General features: G+C 70.4%; 11 protein-coding genes and 2 pseudogenes. 11 read left to right on the top strand and 2 right to left on the bottom strand.

The window, feature by feature from the left end; all coding sequences use genetic code 11:
• The first annotated feature begins 65 nt into the window (after positions 1–65).
• The 7 genes from I3F58_RS06285 to I3F58_RS06255 all read left to right on the top strand — a co-directional run bounded on the left by I3F58_RS06285 (position 66) and on the right by I3F58_RS06255 (position 10,456).
• Positions 66–1,400: a sugar ABC transporter substrate-binding protein gene (locus I3F58_RS06285; protein WP_240107228.1), complete on the top strand. Its 1,335-nt coding sequence runs from the start codon at positions 66–68 to the stop codon at positions 1,398–1,400.
• Between the two features lie 104 nt (positions 1,401–1,504).
• Positions 1,505–2,398 carry a carbohydrate ABC transporter permease gene (locus tag I3F58_RS06280; protein WP_240107227.1) on the top strand — a complete coding sequence of 298 codons (894 nt, stop codon included), beginning with the start codon at positions 1,505–1,507 and terminating at the stop codon, positions 2,396–2,398.
• The gene (locus I3F58_RS06275) at positions 2,395–3,270 is read left to right on the top strand and encodes a carbohydrate ABC transporter permease (RefSeq protein ID WP_240107226.1); all 876 of its coding nucleotides are present in this window, start codon (positions 2,395–2,397) and stop codon (positions 3,268–3,270) included. Before I3F58_RS06280 ends, I3F58_RS06275 begins: the two co-directional genes overlap by 4 nt.
• Before the next feature lie 48 nt (positions 3,271–3,318).
• A complete protein-coding gene (locus I3F58_RS06270; protein WP_240107225.1) occupies positions 3,319–4,593 on the top strand; it encodes a glycosyl hydrolase in 1,275 nt (424 codons plus the stop codon).
• A 40-nt stretch (positions 4,594–4,633) separates the two neighbouring features.
• The gene (locus I3F58_RS06265; protein ID WP_240107224.1) at positions 4,634–6,736 is read left to right on the top strand and encodes an endo-beta-N-acetylglucosaminidase; all 2,103 of its coding nucleotides are present in this window, start codon (positions 4,634–4,636) and stop codon (positions 6,734–6,736) included.
• A gap of 51 nt (positions 6,737–6,787) precedes the next feature.
• Positions 6,788–9,832, top strand: coding sequence for a glycoside hydrolase family 38 C-terminal domain-containing protein (locus tag I3F58_RS06260; RefSeq protein ID WP_240107223.1), 3,045 nt, complete (start codon positions 6,788–6,790; stop codon positions 9,830–9,832).
• Positions 9,833–10,057: 225 nt separating this feature from the next.
• The gene (locus I3F58_RS06255) at positions 10,058–10,456 is read left to right on the top strand and encodes a hypothetical protein (RefSeq protein ID WP_240107222.1); all 399 of its coding nucleotides are present in this window, start codon (positions 10,058–10,060) and stop codon (positions 10,454–10,456) included.
• A gap of 25 nt (positions 10,457–10,481) precedes the next feature.
• Here the strand turns inward: I3F58_RS06255 and I3F58_RS06250 are convergent.
• Together I3F58_RS06250 and I3F58_RS06245 are read right to left on the bottom strand one after the other, a co-directional pair.
• Positions 10,482–11,024: pseudogene (locus I3F58_RS06250) on the bottom strand (transposase); the annotation flags it as partial.
• 23 nt (positions 11,025–11,047) lie between these two features.
• Positions 11,048–11,962, bottom strand: a complete 915-nt coding sequence (locus I3F58_RS06245; RefSeq protein ID WP_240107221.1) for an SDR family oxidoreductase — start codon at positions 11,960–11,962, stop codon at positions 11,048–11,050.
• Between the two features lie 52 nt (positions 11,963–12,014).
• Between I3F58_RS06245 and I3F58_RS06240 the strand changes: the two genes are divergently transcribed.
• The 4 genes and pseudogenes from I3F58_RS06240 to I3F58_RS06225 all read left to right on the top strand — a co-directional run.
• Positions 12,015–12,608 carry a TetR/AcrR family transcriptional regulator gene (locus tag I3F58_RS06240; protein WP_240107220.1) on the top strand — a complete coding sequence of 198 codons (594 nt, stop codon included), beginning with the start codon at positions 12,015–12,017 and terminating at the stop codon, positions 12,606–12,608.
• A 429-nt stretch (positions 12,609–13,037) separates the two neighbouring features.
• Positions 13,038–13,361: pseudogene (locus I3F58_RS06235) on the top strand (recombinase family protein); the annotation flags it as partial.
• A gap of 282 nt (positions 13,362–13,643) precedes the next feature.
• On the top strand, positions 13,644–13,991 hold the full coding sequence (locus I3F58_RS06230) for a CU044_2847 family protein (protein ID WP_240107219.1): 348 nt from the start codon (positions 13,644–13,646) through the stop codon (positions 13,989–13,991).
• 90 nt (positions 13,992–14,081) lie between these two features.
• A partial coding sequence (locus I3F58_RS06225; RefSeq protein ID WP_240107218.1) for a trypsin-like peptidase domain-containing protein occupies positions 14,082–16,734 on the top strand: 2,653 nt, incomplete at its 3' end.

Below are 16,734 nucleotides of genomic sequence, written 5' to 3'. Positions count from 1 at the left end.
GGCGACAACGTTGTCGCCGCCGACTCGAGGTGCGACGGGTTTCCTTCGTGAAGAGGAGAGACAAGATGCGCAGACGCCTGTCCGGATCCCCCCTCGCCGCGGCTCTGGCAGCCGCCGTGCTGACGACCGGGGCCTGCGGGGTGAGCGGACCGGGTGGCTCCGGGGACGACCTGCCGAGGAAGACCGGCGTCATCGAGGGCGACATCACCTTCCGGACCTTACAACTCAAGCCGACCTTCACCGGCTACATCCAAGGCGTCATCGACTCCTTCGAGAAGGAACATCCGGACGTCACCGTGAAGTGGGAAGACGTGCCCGGCGAGGGCTACAACGAGAAGCTCGTCGCGGACGCCCAGGCCGGCTCGCTGCCGGACGTCGTCAACGTCAACACCGACTCCTTCCAGCTGCTCGCCGACCGCGGCATCCTGGCTGACATCTCTCGGCTCGACCCCCAGGCGCAGGCGGACTTCGTGCCGGGTGCCTGGGACCAGTACAAGCTCCCGGGCAAGGGGAACGCGGTCTACGCCTACCCCTGGTACGTGACACCGGAGATCCTGACCTACAACAAGGACCTGTTCAGGAAGTCCGGCCTGGACATGGGGAAGCCCCCGACGACCGTGGAGGAGCTGTTCGACTGCGCCGAGCAGATCGCGGAGCGGTCCGGCGGCGCGTACAGCGCCTTCATGGCCGACCCGGCGGGCCGGCTGCCCGGCGACTGGCAGAAGATGGGCGTCCCCATCCTCGACGAGGCGGGCGACGAGTTCATCTTCGACACCGCCAAGACGGTCGAGTGGGTCGAGCGCATGACGAGCCTGTACGCGAAAGGCGCCATGCCCAGGGAGTCACTGACCGGGGCCGCCGACATCAACCAGCTCTACGGCGCGGCCAAGCTCGTCTTCGGCCCCGGCTCGCCCGGCTTCGTGAAGGACATCAAGGAGAACGCCCCGGAGGTCTACGAGGACACCGGCGTCGCCGAAGCCATCACCGGCACACTCGGCCACATCGGCATCTACACCCAGTCGGTCGGCGTGCGCAAGGACACCGACCATGTGGACGCCGCAGCCGCCTTCGCCAAGTGGGTCACCAACGGGCCAAACCAGGTGGAGTTCTCCCAGCACGCCACCGTCTACCCGTCCAACGCCGAGGGCCTCGACGACCCGCGCTTCACCGATCCCGGCGACGGTTCCGACGCCGAGACCGCGGCCCGCGCCACCGGTGCGGGCCTGCTGCGCGAGGCGCAGCTGGACGCCAACACCCCGGTGCAGTGGACCAGTCAGGTCGGCGACGCCGTGGTGCGCCATATGCAGAAGGCCATCAAGGGTGACATCTCCGCCCAGAGCGCGATCGAGAAGGCTCTGCGCGACGCCAACGAGATCCTCGCCAAGCAGCGGGACCAGTGACGGACCCGATGATGCAGACCGCAGGCCCGGAGCTCGCGGACCCTCCCGAGACGGGCTCTGCCGCCCCGGCGAGCAGACGCGACCGGCGGCGCCGCCGGAAGGAGATGGAGACAGCCACTGGCCTGGTGCACCGGCGCTGGTGGGCCCCCTACCTCTTCCTGCTGCCCGGCCTGGCGATGGTGGCACTGTTCAGCCTCTGGCCCTTCGTCAACACCGTCATCCTCTCCTTCACCGACGCCCAGATCCTGCGCGGCGGCAGCTTCGTCGGCCTCGGCAACTACACCCGGGCCCTGGACGACCCGGACTTCTGGAAGGCCCTGGCCAACTCGGTTCTGTACACCGCGGTCGTGGTCCCGGCACTGGTCTTCCTGCCGCTGGCGCTCGCCGTGCTCGTGCAGAAGAACATCCCCGGAATCGGGTTCTTCCGTTCGGCCTTCTACACCCCGGTCATCGCCTCCACGGTGGTCGTCGGCCTGATCTGGCAGTGGGCGCTGCGCAGCGACGGACTGGTCAACACGGTCTTCCTCAAGCTGAGGCTCGTGTCCGACCCGGTGCCCTTCCTCACCGACTCCACGGCGTTGCTGCTGTCCGCGATGGCGGTGACGGTCTGGAAAGGCCTCGGCTACTACATGGTCTTCTACCTGGCGGCCCTGGGAAACGTGCCGACCGCGCTGTACGAGGCCGCCGCGCTGGACGGCGCCGGCGCGCTGCGGCGCTTCTTCAGCATCACCGTCCCCTCCGTCAAGCCGATGATGCTGCTGGTGGGCACCCTCTCGGCGATCTCCGCGCTGCGCGTTTTCACCGAGATCTACATCCTCGGCGGTGAGAGCGGAGGCCCCGGCGGCGACGCCCGCACCCTGCCGTTCATGATCCGTGAGGTGGGTCTCGGCTTCGCCGGGGAGAGCGGGTACGCCTCCGCCGTGTCGATCCTCCTGTTCCTGCTGACCCTGGTCTTCAGCCTGCTGGGACACCGGCTGTCGAAGGGAGACGAGCGATGACCGCCCCGGCCCCCTCCGGCCGTCGCACCGTTTCAGAGGGGCGGCGGCCCCGGCCGCAGGCCGCCTTCGGGCTCGCCGGGCGCTATCTGGCCCTGTGCCTGATGCTGGTCGTCATGCTGGGCCCGATCGTCTGGCAGTTCCTCACCTCGCTCCGGGGCCGGGGCGAGAACGTGTACGACGGTGTGCTGCCCAGCCGGCCCACCCTCGGCAACTACGCGCGCGTCGCCGAGTCCTTCCCGCTGTTCCAGTACGTGGGCAATACGCTGACCGTCGCCGTGCTGGCCGTCGTCTCCAACTGCGTCTTCGCAGCCATGGGCGGCTACGCCCTGTCCCGGGCCGACTGGAGGGGCCGAAAAGCCGTGTTCACGGTGCTCGTCGCGACGCTGATGTTCCCCTTTGAAGCCGTGATGATCTCGATGTTCCTCACGGTCCGCTCGATGGGGCTGGTGGACACCCTCATCGGCGTCTGGCTGCCGGGGGCGGTCTCCGTGCTCAATCTCCTGATCATGCGGGCGGCGTTCCTGGCGGTGCCCGGAGAACTGGAGGAGGCCGCCGTTCTCGACGGCGCCAACGAATGGCAGCGTTTCACACGGGTGTTCGTACCGTCGGCCAAGGGCGCGCTCGCGGTCGTCTGCATCACCAGCTTCATGGGCGCCTGGGACGACTTCCTGTGGCCGCTGATCGTGCTCTCCAGCAGTGACAACTACACACTCCAGCTCGGCCTGAAGACCCTGGCGGGCGCCACCACCGTCAACGACCAGCGGCTCATCGCCGCAGGCGCGATCGCCGCGCTCGCCCCCATGATGCTGCTCTTCTTCGCCCTTCAGCGCTTCTTCTTCAGGGGTGTGGGCGAGGGGGCGCTCAAGACCTGAAAGCTCCCGTCACCCCATACATCCCCGTGCAGGAAGCAGCGACCGACCATGAGCCGTCCCTCCCCGTCCGCGCCGCGCCTCGGCGCGAACTACACTCCCACCCGGGGCTGGTTCCACCACTGGCTCGACTTCGACGACGCCGGAATGGACAGCGTCCGCCGGGATCTCGACTCACTGGCCGCCCTCGGCCTCGACCACATCAGGGCCTTCGCCCTCTGGCCGCTGTTCCAGCCCAACCGCACGCTCATCCGCGGCCGCGCCCTCGAGCAGCTGGGGCGGCTGGTGGACGCTGCGGCCGAGCGCGGACTCGCCGTGGCCGTCGACGCGCTCCAGGGGCATCTTTCCAGCTTCGATTTCGTGCCGTCGTGGCTGCACAGCTGGCACCGCAGGAACATGTTCATCGACCCCGACGTCGTCGACGCCGAGGCGCGCTACCTCGCCGCCCTCGCCGCCTCTCTCGCCGACCGGCCGAACTTCCTCGGCATCAGCCTCGGCAACGAGGTCAACCAGTTCTCCGGCAAACCCCACCCGGACCCCGACGTGTGCACGTACGAGGAAGCCGGCCGGTGGTTGGAGCGGCTGCTCGCCGTCTGTGAGCGGGCCGCACCCGGCCGGGCCCACACCCACAGCGAGTACGACGCGGTCTGGTTCCGGGACGGCCACCCCTTCACCCCCGCGCACGCCTCCCGCATCGGCCGCATGACCACCGTCCACTCCTGGGTCTTCAACGGCACCGCGCAGCGCCACGGCCACACCGGCGACGCCACCGTGCGCCTGGCCGAGTACCTCGTCGAGCTGTCCCGGGCCTGGGCCGAAGACCCGCACCGCCCGGTGTGGCTTCAGGAAGTCGGCGCCCCGGCGCCGCTGATCCCTCCCGAGCACGCCGCCGAGTTCACCGAGGCCACCCTTGCCAATGTACTGACTTGCCAGGACCTGTACGGCATCACCTGGTGGTGCTCCCACGACGTGTCCCGCTCGCTGGCCGACTTCCCCGAGCTCGAATACGACCTCGGGCTGCTCACCGCCGACCGCGAGGTCAAACCCGCCGGGCGGGTCGTCGCGGACCTCGCCGCCAGGCTGAGGCGTGAACCGCCGGCCCCCGCGGCCCCCCGCCGCACCGCTCTCGTGCTGGACGCCGGCGCGGAGGACACGGCGCCGACGCGCTCGGTCTGCGCTCCCGGCGGCGCGTACTTCGAAGCCTGGATGCGACTTTCCGCTCAAGGGGTGCGCGCCACGGCCGTACTGGCGAACCGGGCCGGTGACCCGGGGCAGCTGGCCGCACGGGGCATCACCGAACTCGTCCACCCACAGGACGTTGGGTGACGGTGCCCACCGGCACCAACCCCACAGACAGGAGACCGCAGTGACCGACCGCCAGTCCCGTGACTTCGCGGCTGACTCCGCGAGGCGCGGAATCACCCGACGCGCCCTCGTCGCCGCGAGCACGTCGGCCGCCGCCCTGCACTGGCTCGCCGCCGGAACCGCCAGCGGCGCCGGCAGTCCCGGCGCCGCCGGGACCCTCCAGCCGTATGCCTCGTACTGGTACCCCGAGACCTTCCCCGAAAGCCAGCCCCCCGACCCCGGCGCGGTCTGGCGCAGCCTGAAGGACTGGCGTCCACAGGACGACCCCGACCTGCCGTTCAACACCTCCTCCGTGCCTCTCGCGGAGCGCTTCACCCCCACGCCGGCCAACACCACCGCCCGCCGGGACCAGGCCCGCGTCACCGCTCTGGTCTCCTTCGCCGGCACTGCCTCCAACCCCTCCCAGGGCTCGGCGCAGGCCGACTACTACGCGCTCACCAACTGGGCCTACATCGACGAGCTGGTCTTCTGGGGCGGCTCTTCCGGCGAAGGTGTCATCCTCGCCCCCAACGCCCCCGTCGTCGACGCCGCCCACCGGCACGGCGTGCGTGTCCTCGGCAACGTGTTCCTGCCGCCCGTCGCCTATGGCGGCCTGCTGAAGTGGACCCGTGAGCTGGTGCAGCAGGATGCCTCCGGCCGCTTCCCGATCGCCGACAAGCTGATCCAGGTGGCCCGCGCCCACGGCTTCGACGGCTGGTTCCTCAATGGCGAGACCTCCGGCGGCGACCCCGAGCTCGGCCGCCTGTTCGCCGACTTCACGGCTGCACTGCGCCGGGGTGCGCCGGACCTCGCCATTACCTGGTACGACGCCTTCACCATCGAGGGCGACGTCTCGTGGCAGGGCGCCCTCAACGACCGCAACGCCGCCTTCTTCCACCGGGCCGGCCGGCGTCAGGCCGACGGCATGTTCCTGGACTTCCGCTGGAGTGCGGCCAGACTCGCCTCATCAGCCGCCTACGCCCGACGGCTGGGCCGCTCCCCGTACGAGCTGTTCGCAGGCCTGAACGTGGAGCCCGGCGGCTGGAACGGCAGCTACGACTGGGACGCCTTCGCCCCCGACGAGCGCGACCACGTCACCTCCTACAGCTACTACCGCCCCGAGTGGACCCTGCACTCGCTGCCCCACGCCACCCGCACGCCGGCCCAGTTCCATGCGCGCGACGACCGGTTCTGGGCCGGGCAGCACAGTGATCCGGCCCGTCCGGAGGGCCCCGGCCGCTGGCGGCCCGCCGCCCGGCACGTCGCCGACAGCTCCACCGTCACCTCGCTGCCCTTCGCCACCACCTTCAACACCGGTCACGGCGTGGCCTGGTACGAGGACGGCGAGCGCACCGGCGAAACGGAGTGGAACCATCTCGGCGTGCAGGATGTGCTGCCCGCCCGCCGCTGGCTGCTGCACACCGCAGGAGAGCGGCCCGAGGCGGGCTTCGACTTCGCCGACGCCTGGCACGGCGGCAGCAGCGTCCTGGTCGACGGCTCGCTCACCTGCCCCGTGACGCTGGAGCTGTACCAGACCCGGCTCACGCCTGCGTGCGACGCCGTCGTGGAGATCGCCCACCGCGTCGACGGCGGATCGGCACCCGTCACCGTCGAGGTGGCCGTCGCCGTTACCGAGGCCGCCCGTCCCGGGCGGCCCGCTCCGTACCGGCTGCTGCCGGCCGCCGCCGTCACCGCCGCCGACGGCTGGACGACCTCGGCCGTAGTCCTGGACGGCATCCGCGCGATCCGCGCCCTGGGCGTGCGCCTGTCCTCGCCCGGCGGCGGCACGGCCCGCTGGCGCCTGGGCGCGCTGGCCGTCCGTGACACCGAACCGGTGGCCCCCGCGGCGCCGTCCGGACTGCGCGTCACCGGGTCCCGTGCCACCGTGCCCGGCGCCGCCGAGGTCCGCCTCGCCTGGCGGCGCGACGGCGGTGCGCGCCACTACGTGGTGCACCAGGAACTCCCCGGCGGCGGCCGCCGCTTCCTCGGCGGCACCAGCGGCGGCGCGTTCTACGTTCCGGTCGTCCGCCGCAGCGGGTCCGAGGCCAGGACCCGCCTCACGGTGCGTGCCGTCGGCGCGCACTACTCCGCGTCGGCCCCGGCCCCGGTAGACCTGCCCTGGTAGCCCGCAGCCTTCCCCCTCCGCCGTCCCGCGTACCGCCTAGGAGCTTCTCTCATGCACGACGACCGTGAAATCGTCGAACACCGGCTGCGCCGGGTGCTCAGCGAGCGCGTCAAGCCCGCCGTCTACAGCGCATCGGTCCCTCTCGCCGTGCAACGGTGGGACGCGCCGGGCGAGCCGCCGCCCGTCGCCGAAGGCCTCGCCGCCGCGTACCGGCCGGCCGGGGCCGGAGACGCCTGGGGCCCTGCCTGGGGCACCACCTGGTTCAAGGTGACCGGTCAGGTACCCGGGGCCTGGGCGGGCCGCACCGTCGAGGCTGTCCTCGACCTGGGCTTCGACCGGATGATGCCCGGATTCCAGTGCGAGGGCCTGGTCTACCGGGCGAGCGGCGAGGCCGTGAAAGCCCTCAACCCGTACAACGACTGGGTCAGGATCAACGAACGGGCCGAGGGCGGGGAGGATGTCGAGCTGTTCGTCGAGGCCGCCGCCAACCCGGTCCTCGTGCACCACGGCCCCACCCGCGAGGGCGACCGGACCACTGCGAGCGACCGTCCGCTGTACCGGCTGGCGCGCATGGACCTGGCCGTCTTCGAAACCGAGGTCTGGGAGCTCGTCCAGGACCTGGAAGTGCTCCAGTCCCTGATGGCCGAACTCGCCCGGGACGACGCGCGACGGCATGCGATCCTGCGCGCCGTCGAGAGAGCCCTGGACGCCCTCGACCTCACCGCCGTCGCCGGCACCGCCGCCCGCGCCCGGGAGCGGCTGGCCGGCGTCCTCGCCGCCCCCGCCCACGCCTCCGCGCACCGCATCAGCGCCGTCGGGCACGCCCACATCGACTCCGCCTGGCTGTGGCCGCTGCGGGAGACGGTGCGCAAGGTGGCGCGCACCTGTTCCAACATGGTGAGCCTCATGGACGACCACCCCGAGCTGGTCTTCGCCATGTCCCAGGCCCAGCAGCTGGCCTGGATCAAGGAGCACAGGCCCGAGGTCTTCGAGAAGGTGAAGAAGAAGATCGGGGACGGACAGTTCGTCCCGGTCGGCGGCATGTGGGTGGAGTCCGACACGAACATGGTCGGCGGCGAGGCAATGGCCCGGCAGTTCCTCTACGGCAAGAAGTTCTTCCTGGACGAGTTCGGCATCGAGACGAAGGAGGTGTGGCTGCCGGACTCCTTCGGCTACACCGCGGCCTTGCCGCAGATCGTCAAACTGGCCGGCAACACGTGGTTCCTCACCCAGAAGATCTCCTGGAGCCAGGTCAACGACTTCCCGCACCACACATTCTGGTGGGAGGGCATCGACGGCACCCGAGTCTTCACGCACTTTCCGCCCATCGACACCTACAACGCCGACCTCGGCGGGGAGCAGCTGGCCCACGCCGCCCGCAACTACCGGGAGAAGGGCCGCGGCACTCGTTCGCTGGCGCCGTTCGGCTGGGGCGACGGCGGCGGCGGCCCGACCCGCGAGCACCTCGCCCGCGCCAGGCGCACCCGCGACCTGGAGGGCTCGCCGCGCGTCGAGATCGAACGGCCCGACGCGTTCTTCGACAAGGCCCGCTCCGAGTACGAGGACGCCCCCGTCTGGCAGGGCGAGCTCTATCTCGAACTACATCGCGGCACCTACACCTCGCAGGCGGGGACCAAGCAGGGCAACCGGCGCAGCGAGTCCCTGCTGCGCGAAGCGGAGCTGTGGGCCGCCACCGCCGCCGTGCGCGTCCCCGGCTACCGCTACCCCAAGCCGGACCTGGAGCGGATCTGGAAGACGGTGCTGCTGCACCAGTTCCACGACATCCTGCCGGGCTCCTCCATCGCCTGGGTGCACCGCGAGGCCCGGGAGACCTACGCGCGTGTCTGCGACGAGCTGACCGCTCTCATCGCAGGCGCGCAGGGCGCACTGGCCGGCGAGGGCGGGACGGAGGTCGTCTTCAACGCGGCGCCGCACGCCCGCGGCGGCGTTCCCGGCGGGGGCGCCGCCCCGGCCGCCGCGCGCGAGCAGGCCCAGGCCGTGGCCGTGTCGCCGCGCCCCGGTGGGGGCTTCGCCGTGGACAACGGCCTGCTGCGGGTGGAGATCGACGGCCGCGGACTCATTACTTCCGCGTACGACGTCGCCTCCCGGCGCGAGGCCATCGCCCCGGGGCAGGCCGGCGGGCTGCTGCAGATCCACCCCGACTTCCCCAACATGTGGGACGCCTGGGACATCGACGCGTTCTACCGCCACAACGTCACCGACCTGGTGGACGTCGACGAGATCACCCTCGCCGAGTCCGGCGGCGGCCGGGTCTCCGTCCGCGTCTTCCGCTCCTTCGGCGACTCCACCGTGCGGCAGACCTTCACGCTGCGCGCCGGCTCCAAGGTGCTGGACGTCGACGCCGAGGTGGACTGGCACGAGACAGAGCAGTTCCTCAAGGCTGCCTTCCCGCTGGACGTGAAGGCCGACCGCTCCGCCGCCGAAACCCAGTTCGGGCACGTCTACCGCTCCACCCACACCAACACCTCGTGGGAGGCCGCGAAATTCGAGATCTGCGCCCACCGCTGGCTTCAGGTCGAAGAGCCGGGCTGGGGCGTGGCCCTCGTCAACGACTCCACGTACGGCCATGACGTCACGCGCGACATGCGCGCGGACGGGGGCCAGACCACGACCGTTCGCCTGTCCCTGCTGCGCGCCCCGCGCTACCCCGACCCGCAGACCGACCAGGGCCGCCACTGTCTGCGGTTCGGGCTCGCCCCGGGCGCGGGCGTCGTCGACGCCGTCCGCGAGGGCCATCGGATCAACCTGCCCGAGCGCACGGTCACCGGTGCGGGCCGGACCGTCGAACCACTGGTGTCCGTCGACGACGACGCACTCGTCGTCGAAGCCGTCAAGCTTGCCGAGGACGGCAGCGGCGATGTCGTGGTCCGCATCTACGAGGCTGCAGGCGCGCGTACCTCCGGCACGCTGACGACGGGCTTCCCGCTCGCCGAGGCGATCGAGACGGATCTGCTCGAAAGGCCGCTTCCGGACGCGTCAGGGCACCCGGTGACCGGCGGCGGCCGAGTGGATTTGACACTCCGGCCCTTCCAGATCCTGACGCTGCGCCTGTGCAGGGGCGCGGGTAGTTCCTGATCGGTGGCGGCAGGACGGTCCGTTCCACGGCGGGTCTCCCGCCGATCGGACCGTCCACGCCCGGTGTTCCGGCCGGCCGCTTCGCGGCCCCGTGCCGTCGCTAGTGCTCTGACCGGGAAGGTTCCCCGGGGCGGTGACGTGCGAGGTGGTGAGCCGCAGGGGCTGCAGGCGGGAAGGTCCGCACCATAAGATCTTGGGCTCAGGTGCGGATCGGAGGAGGAGCTGATGGAACAGCCGCGGATACGCCTCGGGAGTGATAGCGCGTGGCTGGCAGTGACTCGGACCGATGAGGACAGTTGGCAGGTCACAGCCGACTGGTGCTCTTGCCTGACAGCCGACTTCACAGCATACCTCAGCACCGCAGAGGTCGCTGACTTCGCAGCACGGATGCTCTCTCGCCTGCAGGCACCGTCGGGCGGACGCTTCTCCGAAGTGGTGAGCTCCGGACGCAACAACCCTCTGGCCTTGACGGCGGAGCCCGTCGGGGACGGCTTCGCCTTCTTCGTGCGGCTCACGCCTGACGGAGACGACGACGTGTGCCATTTTCAGATGGAGATCGATCCGATTACCACTCCCGAACTACGCGAGACCTTCGATGCCCTCCAGGCAGCGCTGACTGAATGACTGCCAGAAGCATCCACGCTGGTCGGGCTGCTGTCAGTGGACGCCCACCCCAGCGGACACCCTTCTCGCTGCGGCTGCGCTCGCGACGCTGGGTGGCCAGGATGGCGGGGTGGCGGGCCTTCTGATTGCGCCAGCGGAGGTAGGCGTGCAAGGTCCTGGTCTGGACCGTGTGGTTGCGGTGGTGGGAGTTGGCGACGGTGAACTGCCGCAGCGGTCCGAAGTGGGCCTCGATCGGGTTGGCCCAGGACGCGTAGGTCGGGGTAAAGCACAGTTCGACGCGGTTCTTCCTGGCCCAGCATCGGATCTGCTCGCCCTTGTGGGCGGAGAGGTTGTCCAGGATGACGTAGATCGGGGCGCCGTCCGGCCTGGCCGCGCGGATCGACCTGAGTGCGGCCAGGGTGTTCACCGCACTCTTCTTCTTGCGGTTGACGCCCCATAGGGCGTCGTGGCCGACGGAGTAGCAGCCGTGAAAGTGACGGACTCCGTGGGTGCGGCGACCAGGCGTCCGGGGCGGGGCCGTCTCTCTCCCCACCCGGGACGCCTGGAACGTACGGGCCGTATCAGGGCCTGGGCAGCGGCATGCCCGCGTGGTCAGCAGCTGCTCGTTCGAACGTGGGTTTCCTGCGGGGTGGTGGTCTTCGGGTAGTGCGGGCGGAGGGCGGCCGCACTGATGCGGTCGAGCATCCGGTCCGGCAGTACCCGCGACAGCCGGGTGAGTACGGCCGCGTCGCGACCGACGGTGTAGCGCGTGCGGGGCTTCCTGGCGGTCACGGCCTTGGCGATCACCCGGGCGGCATCGTCGGCGGTCTTTCCGCTCGCGGTGCCCGCGGCGGTCAGCGCGATGACCGCCTGGACCAGCGGTCCGTAGCGATCCCGCTGTTCCGGTGACATGGCCTGGGCCAGCCGGCTCGTGGTGGCGATGCCCCGGTCGCCCATCTCGGTGCGGACCCCGCCGGGCTCGACGACCACCACGCGCACGCCCAGCGGCGTCACTTCCCGGCGCAGCGCGTCGCTGACCGCCTCCAGGGCGAACTTCGTGCCCGCGTAGGGGCCGAAGGTGGCCATGGCGACCTTCCCGCCGACCGAGCTGATGTTGACCACCCGGCCATGGTGGCGCAGCAGGGCGGGCAGCAGTGCCTGGGTGACGGCGACGTGGCCGAACAGGTTGACCTCGTACAGTCGGCGCCACTCGTCCAGCGGCAGGGCCTCGACCGGGGCGTTGACGGAGATGGCGGCGTTGTTCACCAACGCCCGCAACGCACCTGTCTGCGAGCCGACGCGGGCGGCCAGCTCGGCGATGTGGTCGGGCCGGGTGATGTCGAGGATGACCGGCTCGATGCCCGGGGCGCGGAGCGCGTCGGCATCCTGGTCGCGGCGGACGCCGGCGAGGACGTGGAATCCCCGGCGGGCCAGCTCGCGGGCGGACGCCGCGCCGATCCCGGTCGAGGCTCCGGTCACGACGACGCAGCCGCGGTCTTCCAGCGCAGTTTCAGATGACGTTGTCACCTTAACAAGGGTGGACCACTCAGATGACAGTGTCAACTGTATAGTGATCGGCATGGTCAGCCGAGTGGAATCCGCCGCCGCAACGCGACGCGCCCTGCTGGACGCGGCCGCCGACCTGCTGGACAGCGGCGGGCCGGGCGCGGTGACGTTGCGCGAGGTCGGGGCGCGCGCGGGGGTCACCCGCGGGGCGCCGTACCGGCACTTCCCCGACAAGGACAGCCTGCTGACCGCCGTGGCAGCCGAAGCCCTGGACCGGCTCGCGGATCAGGCGCAGGACGTGCGCACCGATCCGCAGGCGCCCCCGGCCGACAAGCTGCGCCGCGCACTTTCCGCGCTGATGACGATCGGCCGCCGTCAGCCGCACCTGTACCGGCTGATGTTCGCCTCCCCGGCCGGCGACCCGGCGGCGATCCGCGCGGCGACGCAGGCGGGCGACCGTGCCCAGGACGAGTTCCTCGCCATCGTCGGCGATCTGGTCGGCGCCCAGCACACCAGTCGATACGCAGCGCTGCTGTTGACCAGCGTGCACGGGATCACTGATATGGAGGTCAGCGGGCACCTGGACGCGGACAAGTGGCACATCACGGCCGAGGAACTCGTCTCGACCCTGGTCTCCATGATCGACCGGCAGACCCGCAGCGGGTAGCCGTGCGGGAGCGGCAACGCGCCACCCTCCCGCCACCGCGACCCGCATGCACTGCCACTGAGGCGACCTTCCGGCCGGGCGCTGACGGAAGGGCCCCGGGACGCCATTTCCGATCTTGCTCATGTACCGGTCGATAGATGGGCAAGATCAAAAATTGGTCCGGAGGAAGCCGGTCCGGCCGGGATCATGCTCATAAACGGTGTCAGGAAGTCGGGGTGCTCAACAACTCGGGCACCCCGGATTTGTGAGTACGATCTGCGGGCGCAGCAGCCCCGCGACGTTGATGACCCGCTGGCCCCCGTCCCTTCCATCCCCAACGGGAAGTCAATCGGCTATGCGAGGGTTTCGACGAAGGGGCAGTTGCTGGACCGCCAGATCTACGCGCTCAACGCGGCCGTCTGCCCTCGGATCTAGTCCGACAAGAAGTCCGGCAAGAACGCCGAGCGCGAAGAACTCTCGAATGCCCTCGACTACGCCCGCGAGGGCGACACCCTCGTGGTGCCCTCCCTCGACCGCCTCGGCCGCTCCATCCAGGACCTCATCGCCATCGTGGCAGGACTGCGCAAGCGCGGCATCGGCTTCACCTCCCTGGACGAGAACCTGGACACCGCCACCCCAGGCGGCCGGCTCGTCTTCCATGTCTTCGCCGCCCTCGCGGAGTTCATCCGCGAACTCATCGTCCAGGGCACCAGCGAGGGCCTCGACGCCGCCCGCGCCCGCGGCGCCCGCCGAGCAGGACCGACAGGGCGGTAGCAGCGACTCTTTCGTGCCGGGTGCGTGGCTGGGCATCTCGGCACCGCATCATAGGTGTTGCTTACAAGCCGACTGCAGATGCAGGACGAACCGGAGGCGTCGTGGCTGACGCCCGGGCACGGATGTTCCTCAACTCCCGAGACGAGGACGCCTGCCAACGAAAGCTTCACTCTGATTCACCCGATTTCCAGTTGGATTGCGCCACGTGGGCTAGCGTTTCTCTCGCTCATGCTCCGGACGCTGCGTTCAAGATCTGGGGCTTTCAGTGACGGGGAGGTTGGAGTGGGGGTTCTCGCGCGGCTGCCGCTGGAGAACGGAGGCTCGGTCCTGCTGGCGACACGGCAGGAGCCGGACGGGCCGGTGAAGGTGGGACGGCTGGCAGACGCTGTTCAGGAGTTGCCGCACACGGTGCAGCAGGCTCTGCAGCCGGTGACGGGCATGGCACGGGCGGCGCTGGAGCAGTTGCGGCAGGCGGGTCCGGACGAGGTCGTCATCGAGTTCGGTGTCGACCTGTCCGCCGAGGCCGGCGCCGTGATCGCCAGGACCGAGACGGGCTGCCACCTGACCGTCACTGTCACCTGGCATGCCACACCCGTCCCCTCCACCGGCGAAGACCATGAGGGCCGCTGACAGCAGCCCACGAAGGGCACGGTGAACCCGTTGGATGGGGCGGGGCGGGGGTTTTCCCGGTCGGTCGCTGAGATCCGCACTGTGCGCGGCGTGGTCGCCGGGGCGGGTTTCCTGGCCGGTCAGGATCTGCTGGTCACCTGTGCTCACGTGGTGCGCGCGGCCGGCTGCGGTCCCGGGGACCGCCTGTCGCTGGCCTTCCTCGGCCAGCCCGAGTCCCTGGAGACGTGGGGGGTGGTGGAGGCCGGGACGTGGCGAGAGGTGGAAGCGGAGGATGTGGCGTTCCTGCGGCTCGATGGCCTGCCGCCGGGTGTGCCGGTGCTCGCTTTGGGCAGCGCCGAGGGCTGCCGGGGGCACCCGGCCAGCTCCTACGGTTTCCCCCGACAGGCCCGGCCCGGCGGGCACTTCGGGCATCTGACGGTGGGGCATGTCCTGGACAGCCCCACCGGAGCGGGGGCGGGGGGTCTGCTGCAGTTGACCGAGGCCAATGACCTCACCGAGGGCTTCAGCGGCGCCCCGGTCGTCGATGACATCACCGGCCTGGTGATCGGTATGGTGACCGCTATCACCGCCGCTGACCGGCACTCCCGCGGCCTGAGTACCGCCTATGCGACTCCCGTGAAGGTCCTGCGCGCTCTCTGCCCCGACCTGGCCGAGCTGGCGTTGCGCCCGTATCCGGGCCTGGAGCCGCTCACCACCGAGCACGCCGCCTTCTTCCACGGCCGCGCTACAGCGCAGGACCTCGTCATCGCGTCGATGCGCGGGCCCACCGGGGCGCTGATGCTGCTGGGCCCGTCCGGATCGGGTAAATCCTCCCTCCTGCAGGCCGGAGTCCTGCCCGCGCTGGCCGAAGGGACGGCGGTGCCTGGTAGCGATCGCTGGCTGCCCGTGCTTGTCCCCCGCCCCGGCCACGACCTGTTGGCCGCAGCCGAACGCCACGGCCTGCCCGGCGCCGTCTCCGAGGGGATCGAGGCCGCTGCCCGGCGCCTGCTGGACGAACAACCAGCGCACATCCGGGTGCTGTTGGTCATCGACCAGTTCGAAGAACTGCTCGCCCCCACCGAAACTCCAGACGGTGACGGCATCGGTCCGGCAGTCGAGCAACTAACCCAACTGGCCCATCTGGCCGGCTCCCGGGCCCCGGTCACCCTGATCCTGATCATGCGTGACGACTTCTACGCACCCCTGGCCGCCCGCGCGCCCGCCCTGCTGGAGGCTGTCTCCCCACCCTTGAACATCCCCGCCACGCTCAGCGAACGCGACCTGCGCGCCATCATCGAACACCCCGCCGCCCACGCCGGACTGCACATCGAAGAAGGCCTGACCAACCGCCTCATCGCCGACCTGCTCGACAGCCCCCAGCCCGGCACGGACACCGCAGCAGGCAGCGGCACGGCCCGCACCACGCCGGTCACCTCCCTGCCCGCCCTGCAGCTCACCCTGCACCAACTGTGGCAGCGCCGCACCGACGGCCGGCTCACCCACCAAGCCTACGAACGCATCGGCACCGTCACCGGCGCCCTGACCACCTGGTGCACCCGCGTCTTCGACGACCTGCCCAAGCCCCACCACGACATCGCCCGCCAGATCCTGACTGCCCTGGTCCTACCCGCTCACCCCGACCACGCCACCCCCGCAGCCCGCCTCCAACGCCCCCTGTTCACCCTCCACGCTCTTTTCGACCAGCCCCACACCACGCCTCCAACCTCACGCCGACACAACGACGTCGACGCCGTCCTGAACGCCCTCACCCGCCACCGGATCATCATCACCCACACATCCCGCACAGGCCCGGAACCCCGCGAGCCGGTCGCGGAACTCATCCACGACTCCCTCGTCCGTGACTGGCCCGACCTGCGCGCCTGGGTCACCAAGGACCAGGACTTCCACCGCTGGCTCCACCGCGCCGAAGAACAGCACACCCGCTGGAAACGCCACCGGGAAGCCGGCCGGCTGCTGCACGGCAGCGACCTTGCCGTAGGCACCGAATACGCCCGCCAGCGCGGGCTGCCCGCCCACATCCACCGCTACATCACCAAAAGCCGCCACCGCGCCCGCCTGCGCATCTACCTCCTGGTCGGCCTGCTCACCCTCACCCTCATCGCCACCGTCCTGGCCAGCTGGCAATGGAACAACGCCATTACCGCCCGCCAGAACGCCATCACTGCCCGCCAGCAAGCCATCTCCCGGGAACTCGCCGCTGCATCCGACAGCCTCATCGACACCGAACCAGACCTCGCCGCCCTCCTCGCCGCCTACGCCTACCGCACCTCCCCCACCGCTGAAGCCACCTCCAGCCTCCGCACCGCCGCCGCAACCCCCCTCCCCCACACCCTCACCGGCCACACCGACCGGGTGCGGTCGGTGGTGTTCAGTCCGGAGGGCCGCACCCTGGCCACCGCAAGCCTCGACGATACGGCCCGCCTGTGGGACGCTTCTTCCGGCCGCCTGTTGCACACTCTCACCGGCCACACCGACAGCGTGAGCTCCGTGGTGTTCAGTCCGGAGGGCCGCACCCTGGCCACCACCAGCCTCGACGATACGGCCCGCCTGTGGGATGCTTCTTCCGGCCGCCTGCTGCGCACTCTCACCGGCCACACTGACGACGTGGGCTCGGTGGTGTTCAGTCCGGACGGCCGCACCCTGGCCACCGCAAGCGAAGACCGTACGGCCCGGCTCTGGGATGCTTCTTCCGGCCGCCTGCTGCGCACTCTCACCGGCCACACTGACGACGTGGGCTCGGTGG

This window comes from Streptomyces sp. MUM 203J, from assembly GCF_022414595.1.
GTDB lineage: Bacteria > Actinomycetota > Actinomycetes > Streptomycetales > Streptomycetaceae > Streptomyces.
This window is presented reverse-complemented; position numbering and strand designations above follow the sequence as displayed.